The following is a 14,974-nucleotide window of genomic DNA, read 5'->3' as shown; positions in this document are numbered from 1 at the left end:
GTTCAGTTGCAGGCAAATCGCCGCAGCGAATGCTTGGTCACGAAACCGTAGCCGCAGGTGTCGCAGGTCCAGAGATAACTGACGACATTATCGGCGACGTAAGCGGAAGCTTCCGCTGCCACCATTGAATCGGCGCAAACCGGGCAGGTCGGCAGATCGCAGCCGCGGGGATCGGGATACGCGACGGTCGACATGACTTCAGCAGCTGCTGCCATCGTGACCTCCTTGCGATCTTAGCATGCACCCAACATACACCGAGTTCTTTGACGATGTCGCAACACAAATGCGTTGGTTTTACGTTATTTAGCCGCATAAAGCTTTTGCAATGCAGCGAATTGTTTGCGCGCAGATTCTCACTTGCACCCGGGCACAAGCAACCTTTAATGAAAGAGGCCCACTAAATTCACGCACATTTGTTGGCACAGGAGTTTGTCATGGACGCGCCATCACCCGCGAGTGCAGTGCACCGTCCCGGCCGGGGTCGAGTTTTCGACAGCATCGTCGATGCGATCGGCGACACCCCGATCGTGCGCTTGCGCAATTTGCCCAAACAGCACGGCGCACACGCCACCATTCTCGCCAAGCTGGAATATTTCAATCCGGCGGCGAGCGTGAAGGACCGCATTGGTGCGGCGATGGTCATCGCGATGGAAAAAGCGGGCGTGATCAATGCCGATACCGTGCTGATCGAGCCAACGTCGGGCAATACCGGCATCGCGCTGGCTTTCGTCGCCGCCTCGCGGGGCTACCGGCTGAAGCTGGTGATGCCGGAATCGATGTCGATCGAGCGGCGCAAAATGCTGGCGTTCCTCGGAGCTGAAATCGTTCTGACGCCGGCCGCCCAGGGCATGAAGGGGTCGATCGCCACGGCGGAGGAACTGGTGCGCACCACACCCAACGCCGTCATGCCGCAGCAGTTCAAGAACCTCGCCAATCCCGAAATTCACCGCCGCACCACGGCGGAGGAAATCTGGAACGATACCGGCGGCAACATCGATTACTTCGTCGCCGGCGTCGGCACCGGCGGCACCATCACCGGCGTCGGACAAGTGCTGAAGCCGCGCAAGCCGTCGCTGCGCGTGGTCGCGGTGGAGCCGGAGGAAAGTCCGGTACTCTCGGGCGGGCAGCATTCTCCGCACAAGATCCAGGGCATTGGCGCAGGTTTCATTCCGGAGATCCTCGATCGTTCCGTGATCGACGAGATCGTCAGGATCAACAGTGCGACCGCGATCGAAACGGCGCGCGCACTCGCGCGGCATGAAGGCATTCCCGGTGGCATTTCCTCGGGCGCCGCGATCGCCGCCGCGCTTGCCATCGGCAAGCGTCCGGAAAGCGCGGGCAAGACCATTCTGGCCGTCGTGCCGTCGTTCTCCGAGCGCTATCTGTCGACGCCGCTGTTCGAGGGAATCTGACCATGGCCGATCAGCCAAGACGGCCACGTACCCTCAACGATGCGCGCACCGAGGCCGAGGCCGCGTTCAAGAAGACCACGACAAAGGTTCCGGAATTGCCGGCGAAGAGAACCGCGCTTCCAAGCGTGAAGGAACTGGTTTCACTGCGGATCGATCAGGACGTCCTCGAACACTTCCAGGAGGGCGGACCCGGCTGGCAGGACCGGATCAATGACGCGCTGCGCAAGGCGGCGGGGAAGTAGTGCAGGGTGCGCCCCAATAACGGAAGGGTGCTGGCCGAATTAGGCCACTCGCAGATTTAAAAACAGGCCACTGAATCGAAAAGCCCGGCTTCGGCCACCGGGCTGATCACAAGTATTTCTTTGGTAAACAATAGGGCCAGTTAAGCGGAGCGCCTTCGGCCCGTCTGCGCAGAGTCATACTTAGGAACCGCGCAGGACCCAAAAAGAAAAGCCCGGGATCAACCCGGGCTTTTTGCTGCATATCAGACCGAAGCCGCGTGCTTTGGGAAGCTTAGCGAAACAACCCGCCCATCACGCCGCCGATGAAGCCGGCGGGGCCACCGATGCCGCCACCGCCGCCGCGATAATGCCGGCCGCCGCCGCCCCCGCCACTATGGCGGCGGGCCGGCTTGTCGTCGGAGTCGTCACTGGAACTCGTTTGCGTCGCTGAAACGATTTCGGCCAGCAGCGCCTTGTGCTGCAGCTTGTTGAGGAAGCCGGACTTGGGATAGCCGCGGGCGGCTTGCCAGCGCGTGATCACGGCGCGCGTCTGCTCGTCGAATTTGCCCGTCACCTTGTTGTCGAAACCAAGCCCGTTCAGCCGTCGCTGCACGTCGCGGCGCTGCCCCCTGTCGAGGCCGATCTGGTCTTCCGACGTCTGATCGGCTTGCTCGGTGAACGTCGCGGGATCGACGCCGGTGGTCAGATTGCGGGTCGTGGTCGACGGACCGTTCTCGAGCGCGGCGATCCGGGCCAGCGCCAGCGACTTGAACTGACCGTTGGGATAGTTGGTCAGGTACGCGTTGAGTTCTTCCGGCTTGTTCGACTCCTTGACCGAGCGCCAGAACTCGAGTTCGACGTCCGAATTGCCGGACGTCGAGGCAACGGCGGCCGGTGCGGAAGATGCCGGCGCGCCAGCGTTGTTGGCGGCAGGCGTCGGAGCCGGCGCCGGATTGAGATAAACCGCGCCGATCAGGTTGGTGTGTCCCCAAGGCAATTGACCCTTGTTGGTCTCTTCATTGACCTGGGCACGGACCTCCGTCATCGCCTGCTGGATCTCGACGCCGGGCGTCGTGATGTGGGCGATCAGCGCACGGGTAAACGGACTGTTGGTGCCTTCCTGGCCATCCAGCGCGGTCTGCCCGGGACCGGTCGCGAATGCGATCAGGGTGCCTTCGCCGGATTTCATTTCCGCCAGGCCGGTTTGCACCGAGACGCTGCGGGTGGCGGCATTCGACTTGATCTTCGCGGCAAAGGGATTGTCACGGCAGGCGTCGAGGAACACCAGCTTGACCTTGGCGTCGCTCATGGTCTGGTCGAGCGTCAGGTCGATATTGATCGCGGCGCCGAGCTTGACGTCCATTTCCGATTTGATGTCGGCATCGACCGGCAGCAAATAGTTGGTGCCGCTGATGGCGATGCCGTGGCCGGCGTAGAAAAACACCGCGACGTCGGCGCCTTGCGCCTTCTTGCCGAATTCGAGCAGCCGGTCGGTCATCTGGTCGCGGGTGAGATTGGTGCCTTCGACAACTTCGAAGCCGACGTTGCGAAGCACCGCCGCCATCGCCTTGGCATCGACAGGCGGGTTCGGAAGCTGGGCTACATTTTTGTAGGCGCCGTTGCCGACGACAAAGGCGACACGCCGGTCGGCCCTGGCCGCGTTGGCGGTGAAAACCATGCAGATCAGGGAGAGAACGACGGTAAAGTAGCGCATCTGAAATCCCCTGGCAGAATCGAGTGAATTCTTCGCAATTTCTGGGAACAGATTACACGAAAAAACCATACTTCGCGCCACAAAAATCGGGATGTTGCCCAAATCGTGGCGGCGTTATCCGGCACGCTTGACGATATTGAATCGGCGCCAGAGTTTGCGTGACTTGGATCACAATTCGGGGCGATGCGTCGGAAAATCGGGATAGCGGCCGCGACCGGCGGAGTCGAGCCGTCAGGTTCCGGCGCGCGCGGGAGCTGGACCCGGCGCTCTCAGGTTCAACAGATTGCCGGCGAGGATCAGCATGGCGCCCAGTACCGTGAACACATCCAGCTGTTCCGAGTAAATCAGCCAGCCGGCCGTGGCCGTCAGCGGAACCCGCAGGAAATCCATCGGCAGCACCACCGTCGCATCGGCATGGAGCATCGCGCGCGCCATGCAGTAGTGGGAAAATGTGCCGCAGAAGGCGATCACGACCATCCAGCCCCAGGCATGCGTCGTGGGCCATATCCAGACGTAGAGAGCCGGGAAAAATCCGGCCGCGCCCTGGATTACCAGCATCCAGAAAATAATCGCGACGGCATTTTCCGTACGGGTCAGGGATTTCATCATGGCGATGGAAATGCCGAATCCGACGGCGGCGCCGAGTGCGATCAGCTGACCCGGATTGATCTCGCCGGTCGCCGGCCGGACGATGATGATGACGCCGACCACACCGAGCACGATCGCCGAAATCTTCCACACCGTCATGCGCTCGCCGAGAAAGCTGGCGGCGAGGATGGCGGTCCAGATCGGCATGGTGAATTCGATCGACACCACCTGGCCCAGCGGAATCAGGGTCAGCGCGAAGAACCAGCCGAGCTGGGCTGCATAGTGCACGAGATTGCGCCCGATATGCTGCAGCGGCCGCGACGTCTTCATCGCCGCGAACCCGCCATGCATGTGGATCAACGGGTACAGCATGAGGAAGCCGATGATCGAGCGCACCTCCATGATCTGAAACACGTTCAGTTCGCGCGTGGTCTCGCGGCCGGCGACCGCCACGATCAGCATCTGGGCAAGCCAGCCCGCCATCCACAGCGCGGCCCTGGGTTTGGAAGGTGTTCGGTCCATCAGCGGCTTGTGCCATGCATGCCGCGGAAAACGCAGCGGGAGGTGGTGGGACGGCGGGTATCGGCGACCTCGTGCGGATTTGCAACGCGCAAATATGCCGGCGTAGTGCTGCGCCGTCTTGATTTCGGTGCTAAGGGATCGGCTCGTTTTCGCGGAGAACCTGCCCATGCTGATCTTGCAACCGGCCGAATGGTCAAAACCTCGCGGGTTTTCGCATGGCGTCGCGGTCGATGGTCCCGGCCGGTGGATCGTGCTTGCCGGCCAGACCGGCGGCGACGACAAGGGCGAATATCAATCCGACATGGCCGGGCAGGTCGGCGTGGCGCTGCGGAGGATCATCAAGCTGCTGGCGGAGGGCGGGGCCGGCCCCGAGCACATCGTTCGCCTCACCTGGTATTTGACCAGCCGCGGGGAATACCAGGCCGCGGGCGCCGCCATCGGCGCGGCCTGGCGCGAGACGCTCGGGCGAAACTTCCCACCCTCGACACTGCTTTACATCGCAGGCCTGGTCGATGAGCGTGCGAAAGTCGAAATCGAGGTCACCGCGTTCGTGCCGGGCGCTTAAGGACGGCCTCGGCGAGGATGCCATGCGCGGCGGCAGTGCGCCGCCGGCATCGATTGTTGCCGGTAACCACAACCCGAATTTCAAAAGGATGCCTGCCGATGACGAAACGATCCACAGCCGCGGACTTTGTGACCGCCTTCGCCACCGGCTGGCCGGAGAACCAGCCCGAAATCATGGTGCTGTCGCTGACCACCCACAAAGGCGTTCAGGACTTTGCACTCAGCAAGGAACAGGCACTGCTGATCGCAAAGACCATGAACGATACGGCGGCGCGGCTCGCCGGGCCCAAGTCGAGTTAACTCGGAGCCGGCGGCCGGCGGTCAATAGCGCGACAGCGTGATGTTGGCGCCCCTGAATCCGGTCTCGGCCTTGATCACGACGGACTGTTTGTTGCCGCGGGTCGTCAACGTCAGGTTCGCCGTGAATCCGGGCGCGTTGGCGATCACCTGAAAAACACCGCCGCCGACCCGGCCTTCGAGGTTGCCGTTGATGCCGCGGCTGCTTTCGCTCCAGGTCCCGGAAAGCGCGCCGCGCTGCGCGACGACATTGCTGCTGAGATTGAATTTGTAGCTGTCGCTGGCGCACGTAAGGTTCTGATTGAGACCTTCCCCGCCACCACCGACGGCATAGGTCGCGCGGCAGCGAATTCGCTCGGTCGAGCCATCGTCGAGCTGGACGGTGCCTGCGCCGGACCAGTTGCCTGCCATGCCGGCGAATGGCGCCGATTGCGCATGGCTTGCGGAACCGGACACGGACGCCGCGAGCAGGGTAAGGGCCCCGAATGTCAGCCGTCTGACAGACACGAGGGTTTCGGCCGTTCGGCCTGGTTTATTGCCGTGATGCTTCCCATCGGCCGCTGCACGGTATGCCCGCTGATGCCCCATTCCATTTCCCCGATCCGGCGTTGCCACTGAGTTGACCATTCGCATATGCACCACGGATTGAGACACGCACAAGACCTTCGCGTCCAATGCTGCCAGTCACGTCGGCGCCAGGCGCCGAAACCTTACCGTCCGCGACGGTGAGCGTCGAGCGGCTTGACGGCTCGCAGGTGCCGGTTTTTGTCACCACGGTGACATTCCACAGCCCGTCATAAGGGGTCTGGGCGGTGGCGGGCGCGGCGGCGAGGGCGGCTCCGGCGGCGAGCACGGAGCAAACGATAGTGCGAATGCGATTGTGGCGCATGAATCAGGTCCCCGATGTGGTGCGGTGTCGCGGCTTATTAAGGGACAATGTGTCTAAAGTTTGCTGCGTCGCGGCAACGCCAAATGTTCCCTATTGATCGAACATTTGACCTGAACTTTGGTTCCGCGGGGCGGAACGTGATTTGGCGCACGAATCGCTTGCGCCGGGTCCTTCCGGCCTAAAATGCGCCGTGCGAGGCCGGTATATTCTTACTCCGGAAGCCGTGGCGCATTGGTCGCGAATTGCTCGTCCTGCGGCTTGGCCGGCAGGGCGTTGTGGGTTTTCGCGTAGTCAATCACTTCACCGAGCAGTTTTTGGCCGAGCGGCGCCAGCGCGCGTTCCCACAGCTCCCGGGCGGTTTCGCCCTTTTTGACGAAAACCCATTCCTGGGCTGCGATCGCGCCGGCGTCCATACGGTCGGCCAGATGGTACACGGTACCGCCGGCGATCGGATCGCCTTCGCGGATGGTCCATTCCACCGCCGCGATGCCGCGGTGCCGCGGCAGCAGCGATGGGTGATAGCCGATGCCACCGAGTTTTGCCGCGGCCAGCGCCCCCTTGCTGACGCGGGCGTGGCTATGGGCTGTGACGACCAAATCGGTGCCCTCGGCGATCTCGGACGCCGCGACCCGCTTGGGATCCGCCTGCACCGTGACCTCGATACCAGCGGCACGGGCTGCGGCGGCGAGCCGGTCGTCGGCATCGGCAACCACCACCCTGACGATGTCGACGCCATGCTGGCGCAGCATGTTCAGGGTGGTCGCGCCAAAATGGCGGGAGCCGACGAGGGTGATCCGCATGATAGTTCTTCCGTCTTTGCAGGGGGTCCTTGGGGATCGCGCGCCCGTGCCGCCGCCTTGAATGCCACGGAGAGCGGAAAGTGCGAGGGTCTAATCACGTCCGGCTGGCTTGATCCACATGTTTTCAACGCCGTCCCAGGGACGGCGGCGCAGATCGCCGGCCACCAGCGGAGAGCCCAGAAGCGGATTTGGCGGTCGTTCCGGACGCGCAAAAACCCCGGCTTGGGCCGATCCGGCCCGGCAACAAGGAGAAACGAATACGGGAGAAATCGGGCTAAAAGCGCCGCGATCTTACATATTTTTAACAAGACAAAATGCGTGAATCCCGTCAGCAATATCGCTGACGCCGTCTGCCTACGCCGTGTCGGGGCAGCGCGGTTCCAACATGTTTTCCGCAGACGCGGGATGGCAAGGGGGATGAGCATGAACAGATCCAGACGCTGTGGGATCGTTTTTCCGCTGGTATCGATCGTGAGCGTGTTGGCGCTCTCGGCGCATGCCCAGGAACCAAGAGGCCCCGAAGGCAGGCCGGAGGCCCATGGGGCGCATCCGGGTCCCGGACGCCCGGGGCCGATGGCGGGCCGGGGTCCGCATGACGCGCATTTCGCCCACGGCGGTTTTCCCGCGCGCAGTTTCGGCGGACACGCCTATCACGGCCGCCTCGCCTGGGAGGGTGGACACTGGCGCCATGAGTTCCACAACGGACGCAACGGCTGGTGGTGGGATGTCGGCGGCGTCTGGTATTTCTATCCGCAGCAGATGGAAGGCCCGCCCGCCTATGTGTCGGACGTCGAGGCAATGGACGACGACGGCGTTCCAGTCGGACCGCCCGGCGCCGAGGGTTACGCGCCACCGCCTCCGGGTTACGTGCCGCCGCCTGCGGCCTATGCACCGCCGCCACCCCCTCCGCCGCCGGATCCGGCCGCCAGCGCGGTCGGCGGCGCCGTCGTCGGCGGGTTACTTGGCGGTCTCCTGACCGGTCGGCCGGGCGGCGCGATTGCGGGCGCGGTCGCCGGCGGAGCCACGGGTGCGATCGTCGGCGCTCAGGCCGCGCAGCGGCCTGGTTATTATCTGGCGCAGGGCAACTGCTACTATCGCTATCCATCGGGACAATACGTTCCGGTCGATCCGCGCAGTTGTTATTGAATCGGCGCGTCCCGCCGGGCGGCCTTGCCGGAGGCCGCTCGGTCTGCGGGCAAGATCCGCGATCTCTGACGATCTGCTGAGAGTTGTCCCGGCTGATTTCGCGCCGGGAACGATTCACGCTCTGGTCGATTTGGTGCAGTCGACAGGAGATCTTGGCCATGAGCGACGACGCACCACCACAGCCCTTCATTTACGAGGGCCTGGATCCCGCCCCGGAGCCCAAATCGGCGATTGCGGAAGCCGTGAACGAAACGGTCCATCGCGTCAGCGACGCGATCGATATGGGCCGAAGACCAGGGATGCCGCTCAGCATTCTCAGCAACATTGTGCGTGAGGCGCCCCTCGGCTCATTGTTGGTCGCGTTTCTGCTGGGGGCTGCCTTCGCCCGGCGCCGATGATAAGTTTTGGCGGCCGTCCCGTTCAGGTGAAAGCCTCGTTCGGTAGCGCGCGACAGGAGCAGGATAGTCCGGGAAAACGCCGGGCGACGCTCGCGCAGGTCGGCCGGCGCCGCGTCCCGGCATTTTATTGACAACTTGAAGCTCCAATCTTCACGGCAGCGCCAGCAGTCCACCGGCGATCGCCAGGGTGGCGAGAGCCGACAGCGCGAGCGACCAGTGCACGCCGATCAGGCTGCCGAGCAGGCCAACGGAAATGCCGCTGAAGGCGCGCAAGCCGAGGCTCGACATGTTGAACAGGCCGATCACGCGTCCGCGCTTGTCGGGCGGAGCATCCAGTTGGACCAGGCTCTGGGCCATGGCGTTGAAGGACAATTCCAAAAATCCCGCGGCGAACAGGAAGCCGAGCGCGAGCGGATAGCTTTTCGCCAGCGAGAAGATCGCCAGCGCGGCGCACCACAGCATCGCGAGCACGATCGCAGTGCGTGGCCGCGGCGGCAGCAAGCCCCGGCCTTCGAGCAGGATGCCGGCCAGCAATCCGCCGGCGGCGTCGGCCGCCAGCAGCAGGCTGTAGGACACCCCGGGATCGCCATGGCCGAGATCGTTTGCGAAACCCGGCATTTGCGAACTATAGGCGTTGCCGACAAAGAACGACGCAGCGCCCGCGAGCAGCGTCATCGAGACGATCACGGAATGGCCCTTGATGTCGCGCATCGTCTGCACGATGTCGCCGAAGCCGCGGACGGCGCGGCGCGGGGCGGGCGCGCCGGCGCGGAAGCGCGGACCGTAGGGCGCGTTCACCAGCCACAGCACCAGCGGCAGGTAGAACAGGGTGTTGAGCATGATGCCGTGCGCCGGCCCGAGCGCAAGCAGGATGGCGCCGCCCACCGCCGGGCCGACCAGCACAGCGAGATAGCGCGCCATCGCGTTGAGCCGCACCGCGCTCTCGAGATCCGACGGGCCGACGATGTCGTAGAGCAGCATCTGGTTCGGTGTCTGCCACAGCACGCCGGCGCAGCCGTGAATCACCAGGATCACCATCGCCTGCCACATCTGCAGGGTGCCGGTGACGAAGAAATAGCTCCAGCTCAGCGACGCCGTGATGAACAGCGCCATGCCGATCTGGATGATCCGGCGCGGGTCGAAACGGTCGGCGAGCGCGCCGGAGGCGACCGAAAACATCAGGAACGGCAGCCAGTGCGACACGATGGCGAAACCCGCCAGCGCCGGCGAGTGGAATTTCTGGTACACCATCCAGTAACTGATGACGTGCTCGATATTGTCCGCCATCATGGCTATCACGAAGGTGGAGAACTGGGCGCGGAAGCCCTGATGGCGCATCGCCGCAAAGGACCGCTTCGTGGATAGCGATGCTGCGACGGGGACAGATCTCGTATCACTCACAAAAGAACCACCAATTTGCTGCGCAGTGTAAGGGCCACATCCGGCAGCATGATGCATTGGATATGTTCGATGAGATTCGAGGTTCGGACCTTACCGTTCCCGCGGCCACCATGTCGATGATCCCGGCCTTGGGCAGTCGCGCGGCCTGTCGCGGCACAGGGGATATTCATGGCGTGTTCAGCGAACTACTACTAAAAATGACACTCTGAACCGGGGTCATGCGATGCGACGACTGAATAGCGCGATCATTGCCGTAGTATTGGTCTCATGGACCGCGGCCTCGTTTGCGCAATCAACAACCGCGCCCGCCGTCCAATCCACCACCGCCCCGGCAGCCCCAGTTCCCAGTGGAAAACGGATGGCCTGCCGAGAGGCGACCCAGGCATTAACGGGCCAGGCCCGCAGGGACCAGATGCAATTGTGCCTCGCTCAGGCCCGTCTCGATTGTCTGAAGCAGGCGATCGATCAAAAAATCGTCGGTCCCGAGCGCAAGGATTTTGTGAAAAACTGCGCGCAATAGTCCGGCGCGTTCGCGCCCGGACTGAACACATTAGCGTGGTGAACGACGATCGCGAAAAATCCCGCGCCGGCAGAAAAATGTTTGTTTGTCGAACATTCAGATATTGTCCTTCAGCCACTTGCTCCCGGTGTCATTGATCCCGGCCCATCCCGCCACGTCGCCTGATATTTCAATGACAAGCAACTGATCCTCGCATCCTATATGCGACTTGAGCTGGTCCCGTATCTGATCAGGCGTGCGAGCGCATTTCACAATCCAGGTTGTTTCGAGGTGATGCCACCAGCCTCCCAGGGATTGTATCGCCTTGGTCAGATCGTCATATGCTTCACCTTCTTGAGGGTGAATATCGTAGGCGATAAGGACGGTGGTCATGCGGGCGCCTTTTTCCATCAAACGCCTCAGGGCCTGGTGTTCGGGTCCGTTCACACCTTCCGAGAGGAATTTGTCGATTTCGATGTACGACACCTGGCCACCCGATTGTGGGTTTGGACGGTGCATCACGGCCCGCGCACCCGTTAAGGGGTCTCGGGTCAGACACCACGTATCGCCGTTGCTGCTTTCGTAAATGAGCTCAGCGTCGGCTGGAGCCAGGTTTCCTTCGATTTGCTTTCCCAGTGCATAGCGGAATGCGCCCTGAATTGGATGTTTGCGCATCAACTGGAAGTGAGCGCCCGGATTCTTTTTCCAAATTGCAACCTCAGCAAACGTGACGGTGATCGTGCCGTCGCGGAACGGATAGTCCCCGGCCTCCTGCACGTTATTGAGATCGCTCCAGGATATGTTCATCACGGATTAATGAAGCAGGCGCTGTTCCGTTCCACCTGCCGACGCTTCCGGGCGACACTTCCTGGCGATGCCAGCGCTAGTTGCGGCCTGACGGCGGTGACGACTTCACCTTAGCCGGCCGGTTCGTTAGCGCCGCCCAAAGCAATGCGCCTCTGCAGTGAGGCCCGAAACCATTGCCGGAAAAATGCGTCGTGAATCCTGTGGGGACAGGGCGATCCCGCGGCAATCACGCGAAAATTACGTCAAATGATCTCAGCAGGGATCTTCGGAAAGCTCGATTGCCCGATCGTGTACAACGTCGGCGCCGATGCAATACCTCACAATCGGCGTTCGTTCGCCGGCTTTTTCTCTGAGCTACCTGTCAGAGCGGTGCGCGAATGATGGAGGCCCGGCAAATTGACGCGTCGTGGACTTCGGATGACTCCGCGGCGGCGCTCCCATCGTCGCCCAGATGGCGACGGCAATTCCTATCGCCGCTAAAATGTACGGCACGGCAATCTTTTGATGTCGCATGATATCGAGCTTCAGCCAGCGAGATGATGTTTGCGCATCGCGGGCAGCGAACTTCTCAGAAACGCGCGATAGATTGAGTTGAGGATGAAGGCCAACATGGTCGCACTCCATTGCCTGTTCCAGGCCAATGGTAGCCGTGATTTGTTTCAGATCGACTTCGCGGACTGGGGAAACGGTTTCGTCGGAACCGCGGTGCACACTCGCCAAAACCATTTTCGAACCAGTAGGGTCGGCGGCGAAGCATAAGCCACACGTTCATCCGGACGTTGGATCACAGCCGGGGCCCCTCGATCAACCCGGCGTATGTTTCGAAGTGTTTCAAGACACAGATGGAAGGCGAATTCGGTGCCCGCCTCGTGGAGGCGGGGACGCCCGGCAGAGACGTTAACTGTTTCGAAACCAATTCCGGTAAAGAGGTGCCCTGGAATCGATAAAGAGTTAGACGAATGCCTTCTGAAGACGAGCGTCGAGAGTTAGTCCCGGTGATAATCGCCGCCATTGTAGCGGCGATCGGCGGATTTTGCCTGTGGTCTGACCTCAAAAACGATTCGCTGGGTCGCGGGGACGGCATCATCACGTCCGCAGTTGTGTCACGGGCCGGCGCGATCATGACTCCGTCGGAACCGCCTACTCATCTGGTCGCGCCGCAGACCGTGCTTACCGGCAGGTAAGTTCGGGGCGTTCCCGGTTGAGCGCGGAGAGGGCAGTCAGACCATCGCTGTTTTGGCTGCAGGCCTGCTGGCTTTTTGTGTTTCTGCCAACGCCGCGACGGTACATCACCCGATACCGCGCGTGATCCACTTGCGCCGGAGCCGACGTGTTGCCGTCCGCCAGAAGGGCTACGCGGTCTCCGGTTGGACCGGCGAACGGACCCGGTACGGTTGCATGACGCCGACGGAAAATACGGACGGTGGATATCCGGACGAGGAGAGGCGAGGGCCGCCGGGGTCACGCCCCGGCGGGTCCACGCTTGCGAACATCAAACGTCAATCGTTGTCTTTCGGGCCGCCATGATAGCGGTACGCATTGTTGTTATCGACCGTCTGCATCGCCATCGCGTCGTTGTGATAGTACTCGCCATCAGGGTATGGATTGCCCGGTCCCAAATTTTGGCAATTTGCGTTCTGGTAGAACGGGACACAATAGCCGGGGTTTGAGCTGACGGCCTGCGCCATCGCAGGAGTTGCGAAAGCTGCCGCGGCAACTGCGGCAGCGCCAATCAGTGCGAATTTCATCTTGGTCTCCTGGTTTGTTAGTTGGAATTAGGAGAAAAATCGGAACGCGCGTCCAACTTTGCCACTAAAATCTGGTTCAGAGCAGCAGCTATGCGCCTTGCGCAATGACGCGGTCGACGTGGTCTTGATTCTGCGGTTCGACGAACTTCTTAAAGAAGATTTTAATGGAACGACCAAGTGGAAACGGCCAAAATTGGTGGTGCAGGCTCTTCTCAGTTTGGGGGTTCTCGCCGGGATTGACCGGCGGAAACTAAGAGAAAAATGCAGAAATCCGACGTCATTTGCCCGAGATGCAATGCTGGCTATCGCCGCCTCCAGCTGTTTTCTCAAAAGGGGACTGCGGGCGAGTTCCGTTGTCGACTTTGCGATCACGTCCTGGAAGTTCTCGACGGGTCGACATCCGTAGCCTATCGCCTAACGGTTCAATCGGAACGAGCTTCGAATAAGGGGGCGCCTCGGTTGGCGGACTCCCTGGAACGGTTCGTCACCCGACCGTGACGCAGTTTCCGAGCTTGCTGCCAGAGCGGGCAAACAAAAAGTTCGCCTGAACGCAATTATTTCTCGCTTTCCAAACTTGGTTCGCTTCGTATCTCGAACGAGCCCAGGCGAAATTCCTCTCCCGCATCGTCTTCAATTTCGTCTCCCGATGGCGTCTTCGCCGCCGTACTGTAGACGGCGAACGCGGCACTCGGGTATTGCGCCCAAACGGCAAGATCGTCCGCGGTAATCGTCAGCCAGCCAAATTTGAACATGTATCGGCCTGGCTCGGTCACGCGTCCAACTTGCGCCCAGGTGATCTTGTTGACGGCCAACTTACCTGCTCCTTTAGCTTTTCGGCCCCCGCTTCAGAGATTTCAACCTCGCCTCATCGTGCACATTCCGGGCGACCTGATCTGGATCGCGCAACCCGGACACTCCGTGGCCGCGACCCGCGTTTGGTCCGTTCCAGCCGATAATTTCAGCAAATGCCTTTGTTGAAATCGATCACCTCGCCCCAATCATTCCGAGTGTCGATGTAACCAACCGTTCGGTCGCGCGGGCGGCCGCTAACGCACTTGAAGGTAGGGCAGCGCACATCATTCCGCAGATTTGACCGATTGTGAAGCCGCTACAGCTTGGCGCCATGGCCGCCCGCGCGCACATCATCAACGGGCAACCCTTGCGCGATACCGACTGGAACAATGCGATGCGATCTGTTTTGGCCTTGGGCCTATTGATCACTTTGTGTGCTTCCGCCGACGCCGCGACGGTGCATCGCTTCAAATCGCCGGCGCGCGCGCATCGGCGTGTTACCGTCCGTCCCAGCCAACCTGTTACCGCCCCGACGACGAACTTCGCAATTCCTGGCTGGACCGACCAACAGACCCGGGACTGGCTGGACAACGCCAGCCGCGGCTCTCACGAAGGCTGATAGTCGCCTTTGGGTTTCATCACCCGAACGAGGGCGATGAATCCGCAACGCCACCCTAGGGCTGCGCTAGTACGCGTAGTCGCGGATTGCAGGCAATCCTTGCGGCGGCATGCCCCGGCGCTTCATGATCGGCGTGCGCTCGCCCTCGCTCGGAAAGGCTCCAGCGGACGTTGACGCGCTGCTCGGTCTAGCAAAACCACTGCAAGTCGTGTGGCAACTTTCAGCCCGAGGCTTGCGGAGTGCGTTTAGCGCGTTCCGGTGCGGTTGGCGCCGGAGGGGCTGTGAGTGGACTTTCAGCCCATTTCGCTGCGGGGTCGTCACAACTTATACATTGGAAGTCGGTGCGGCCGGAGATGGTGATAACGGCGACCGTTTGTTTACCGCATTTCGCGCAGCGCGTTGGTCGATCCATGGCATTCTCCCGATTCTACCTCAAACCAGAAAACCGGAACGCTTGTTCCACCAGTATGTTGTATCGAGTTTCGCCGAAGTGCTCGCAAGCTACCATTTATTTTGCCCAAAAGGCAGATGAAGTTCGCGACGGGCGTTACCGAAGG

18 protein-coding genes are annotated in these 14,974 nt (G+C 61.6%); 7 read left to right on the top strand and 11 right to left on the bottom strand.

Translation table 11 applies throughout. The features are described 5' to 3' along the window. Positions 1–2: 2 nt before the first annotated feature. Positions 3–215: a hypothetical protein gene (locus B5527_RS21260; protein ID WP_079603274.1), complete on the bottom strand. Its 213-nt coding sequence runs from the start codon at positions 213–215 to the stop codon at positions 3–5. A gap of 219 nt (positions 216–434) precedes the next feature. Between B5527_RS21260 and cysK the strand changes: the two genes are divergently transcribed. Continuing rightward, positions 435–1,412 (top strand): cysteine synthase A, encoded by a 978-nt coding sequence (gene cysK / locus B5527_RS21255; protein ID WP_079603273.1) that lies wholly within the window; start codon positions 435–437, stop codon positions 1,410–1,412. 2 nt (positions 1,413–1,414) lie between these two features. Continuing rightward, entirely contained in the window at positions 1,415–1,654 is a 240-nt protein-coding gene (locus B5527_RS21250; protein ID WP_079603272.1) for a BrnA antitoxin family protein, read from the top strand. A gap of 271 nt (positions 1,655–1,925) precedes the next feature. On the opposite strand, the gene B5527_RS21245 is transcribed toward B5527_RS21250, so the two are convergent. Continuing rightward, complete coding sequence (locus tag B5527_RS21245; protein ID WP_079603271.1) at positions 1,926–3,347, bottom strand: caspase family protein; 1,422 nt, start codon at positions 3,345–3,347, stop codon at positions 1,926–1,928. A gap of 231 nt (positions 3,348–3,578) precedes the next feature. Continuing rightward, a complete protein-coding gene (locus B5527_RS21240) occupies positions 3,579–4,457 on the bottom strand; it encodes a DMT family transporter (RefSeq protein ID WP_079607413.1) in 879 nt (292 codons plus the stop codon). A 166-nt stretch (positions 4,458–4,623) separates the two neighbouring features. Here B5527_RS21240 and B5527_RS21235 point away from each other — a divergent pair, with 166 nt between their 5' ends. Further along, on the top strand, positions 4,624–5,022 hold the full coding sequence (locus tag B5527_RS21235; protein ID WP_079603270.1) for a RidA family protein: 399 nt from the start codon (positions 4,624–4,626) through the stop codon (positions 5,020–5,022). A gap of 98 nt (positions 5,023–5,120) precedes the next feature. Continuing rightward, entirely contained in the window at positions 5,121–5,321 is a 201-nt protein-coding gene (locus tag B5527_RS21230; protein ID WP_079603269.1) for a hypothetical protein, read from the top strand. 21 nt (positions 5,322–5,342) lie between these two features. Here the strand turns inward: B5527_RS21230 and B5527_RS21225 are convergent, their stop codons facing one another. The 3 genes from B5527_RS21225 to B5527_RS21215 form a co-directional block, all read right to left on the bottom strand. Beyond that, a complete protein-coding gene (locus tag B5527_RS21225) occupies positions 5,343–5,906 on the bottom strand; it encodes a hypothetical protein (protein WP_079603268.1) in 564 nt (187 codons plus the stop codon). Beyond that, positions 5,851–6,207, bottom strand: coding sequence for a hypothetical protein (locus B5527_RS46500; RefSeq protein WP_079603267.1), 357 nt, complete (start codon positions 6,205–6,207; stop codon positions 5,851–5,853). Before B5527_RS46500 ends, B5527_RS21225 begins: the two co-directional genes overlap by 56 nt. Before the next feature lie 209 nt (positions 6,208–6,416). Next, the gene (locus B5527_RS21215) at positions 6,417–7,007 is read right to left on the bottom strand and encodes a formyltransferase family protein (protein WP_079603266.1); all 591 of its coding nucleotides are present in this window, start codon (positions 7,005–7,007) and stop codon (positions 6,417–6,419) included. A gap of 423 nt (positions 7,008–7,430) precedes the next feature. On the opposite strand from B5527_RS21215, the gene B5527_RS21210 reads away from it, so the two are divergent. Both B5527_RS21210 and B5527_RS21205 read left to right on the top strand, forming a co-directional pair. Continuing rightward, the gene (locus B5527_RS21210; protein WP_079607412.1) at positions 7,431–8,153 is read left to right on the top strand and encodes a hypothetical protein; all 723 of its coding nucleotides are present in this window, start codon (positions 7,431–7,433) and stop codon (positions 8,151–8,153) included. A gap of 158 nt (positions 8,154–8,311) precedes the next feature. Next, the gene (locus B5527_RS21205; protein WP_079603265.1) at positions 8,312–8,551 is read left to right on the top strand and encodes a hypothetical protein; all 240 of its coding nucleotides are present in this window, start codon (positions 8,312–8,314) and stop codon (positions 8,549–8,551) included. 150 nt (positions 8,552–8,701) lie between these two features. Here the strand turns inward: B5527_RS21205 and B5527_RS21200 are convergent, their stop codons facing one another. The 5 genes from B5527_RS21200 to B5527_RS21165 form a co-directional block, all read right to left on the bottom strand. Further along, the gene (locus B5527_RS21200; RefSeq protein WP_079603264.1) at positions 8,702–9,889 is read right to left on the bottom strand and encodes an MFS transporter; all 1,188 of its coding nucleotides are present in this window, start codon (positions 9,887–9,889) and stop codon (positions 8,702–8,704) included. A gap of 679 nt (positions 9,890–10,568) precedes the next feature. Then, a complete protein-coding gene (locus B5527_RS21185) occupies positions 10,569–11,258 on the bottom strand; it encodes a hypothetical protein (RefSeq protein ID WP_079603261.1) in 690 nt (229 codons plus the stop codon). A 354-nt stretch (positions 11,259–11,612) separates the two neighbouring features. Beyond that, entirely contained in the window at positions 11,613–11,978 is a 366-nt protein-coding gene (locus B5527_RS44305) for a hypothetical protein (RefSeq protein ID WP_154072426.1), read from the bottom strand. A 779-nt stretch (positions 11,979–12,757) separates the two neighbouring features. Then, a complete protein-coding gene (locus B5527_RS21175; protein ID WP_079603259.1) occupies positions 12,758–13,006 on the bottom strand; it encodes a hypothetical protein in 249 nt (82 codons plus the stop codon). Positions 13,007–13,560: 554 nt separating this feature from the next. After that, positions 13,561–13,818 (bottom strand): hypothetical protein, encoded by a 258-nt coding sequence (locus B5527_RS21165; RefSeq protein ID WP_079603257.1) that lies wholly within the window; start codon positions 13,816–13,818, stop codon positions 13,561–13,563. Between the two features lie 311 nt (positions 13,819–14,129). Between B5527_RS21165 and B5527_RS21160 the strand changes: the two genes are divergently transcribed. Beyond that, positions 14,130–14,417, top strand: a complete 288-nt coding sequence (locus tag B5527_RS21160; RefSeq protein ID WP_245332677.1) for a hypothetical protein — start codon at positions 14,130–14,132, stop codon at positions 14,415–14,417. The last annotated feature ends 557 nt before the right edge of the window (positions 14,418–14,974 follow it).

The organism is Bradyrhizobium erythrophlei (genome assembly GCF_900129425.1).
In the GTDB taxonomy this organism is placed as follows: Bacteria; Pseudomonadota; Alphaproteobacteria; order Rhizobiales; family Xanthobacteraceae; genus Bradyrhizobium; species Bradyrhizobium erythrophlei_C.
The sequence above is the reverse complement of the archived record's forward strand: the minus strand, read 5'-3'. Positions and strand labels throughout refer to the sequence as shown.

Coding starts and splice junctions, on each gene's coding strand:
- B5527_RS21260 (WP_079603274.1), bottom strand. CDS start 215: ATGGCAGCAGCTGCTGAAGTCATGTCGACCGTCGCGTATCCCGATCCC.
- cysK (WP_079603273.1), top strand. CDS start 435: ATGGACGCGCCATCACCCGCGAGTGCAGTGCACCGTCCCGGCCGGGGT.
- B5527_RS21250 (WP_079603272.1), top strand. CDS start 1,415: ATGGCCGATCAGCCAAGACGGCCACGTACCCTCAACGATGCGCGCACC.
- B5527_RS21245 (WP_079603271.1), bottom strand. CDS start 3,347: ATGCGCTACTTTACCGTCGTTCTCTCCCTGATCTGCATGGTTTTCACC.
- B5527_RS21240 (WP_079607413.1), bottom strand. CDS start 4,457: ATGGACCGAACACCTTCCAAACCCAGGGCCGCGCTGTGGATGGCGGGC.
- B5527_RS21235 (WP_079603270.1), top strand. CDS start 4,624: ATGCTGATCTTGCAACCGGCCGAATGGTCAAAACCTCGCGGGTTTTCG.
- B5527_RS21230 (WP_079603269.1), top strand. CDS start 5,121: ATGACGAAACGATCCACAGCCGCGGACTTTGTGACCGCCTTCGCCACC.
- B5527_RS21225 (WP_079603268.1), bottom strand. CDS start 5,906: ATGGGGCATCAGCGGGCATACCGTGCAGCGGCCGATGGGAAGCATCAC.
- B5527_RS46500 (WP_079603267.1), bottom strand. CDS start 6,207: ATGCGCCACAATCGCATTCGCACTATCGTTTGCTCCGTGCTCGCCGCC.
- B5527_RS21215 (WP_079603266.1), bottom strand. CDS start 7,007: ATGCGGATCACCCTCGTCGGCTCCCGCCATTTTGGCGCGACCACCCTG.
- B5527_RS21210 (WP_079607412.1), top strand. CDS start 7,431: ATGAACAGATCCAGACGCTGTGGGATCGTTTTTCCGCTGGTATCGATC.
- B5527_RS21205 (WP_079603265.1), top strand. CDS start 8,312: ATGAGCGACGACGCACCACCACAGCCCTTCATTTACGAGGGCCTGGAT.
- B5527_RS21200 (WP_079603264.1), bottom strand. CDS start 9,889: ATGCGCCATCAGGGCTTCCGCGCCCAGTTCTCCACCTTCGTGATAGCC.
- B5527_RS21185 (WP_079603261.1), bottom strand. CDS start 11,258: ATGAACATATCCTGGAGCGATCTCAATAACGTGCAGGAGGCCGGGGAC.
- B5527_RS21175 (WP_079603259.1), bottom strand. CDS start 13,006: ATGAAATTCGCACTGATTGGCGCTGCCGCAGTTGCCGCGGCAGCTTTC.
- B5527_RS21160 (WP_245332677.1), top strand. CDS start 14,130: ATGGCCGCCCGCGCGCACATCATCAACGGGCAACCCTTGCGCGATACC.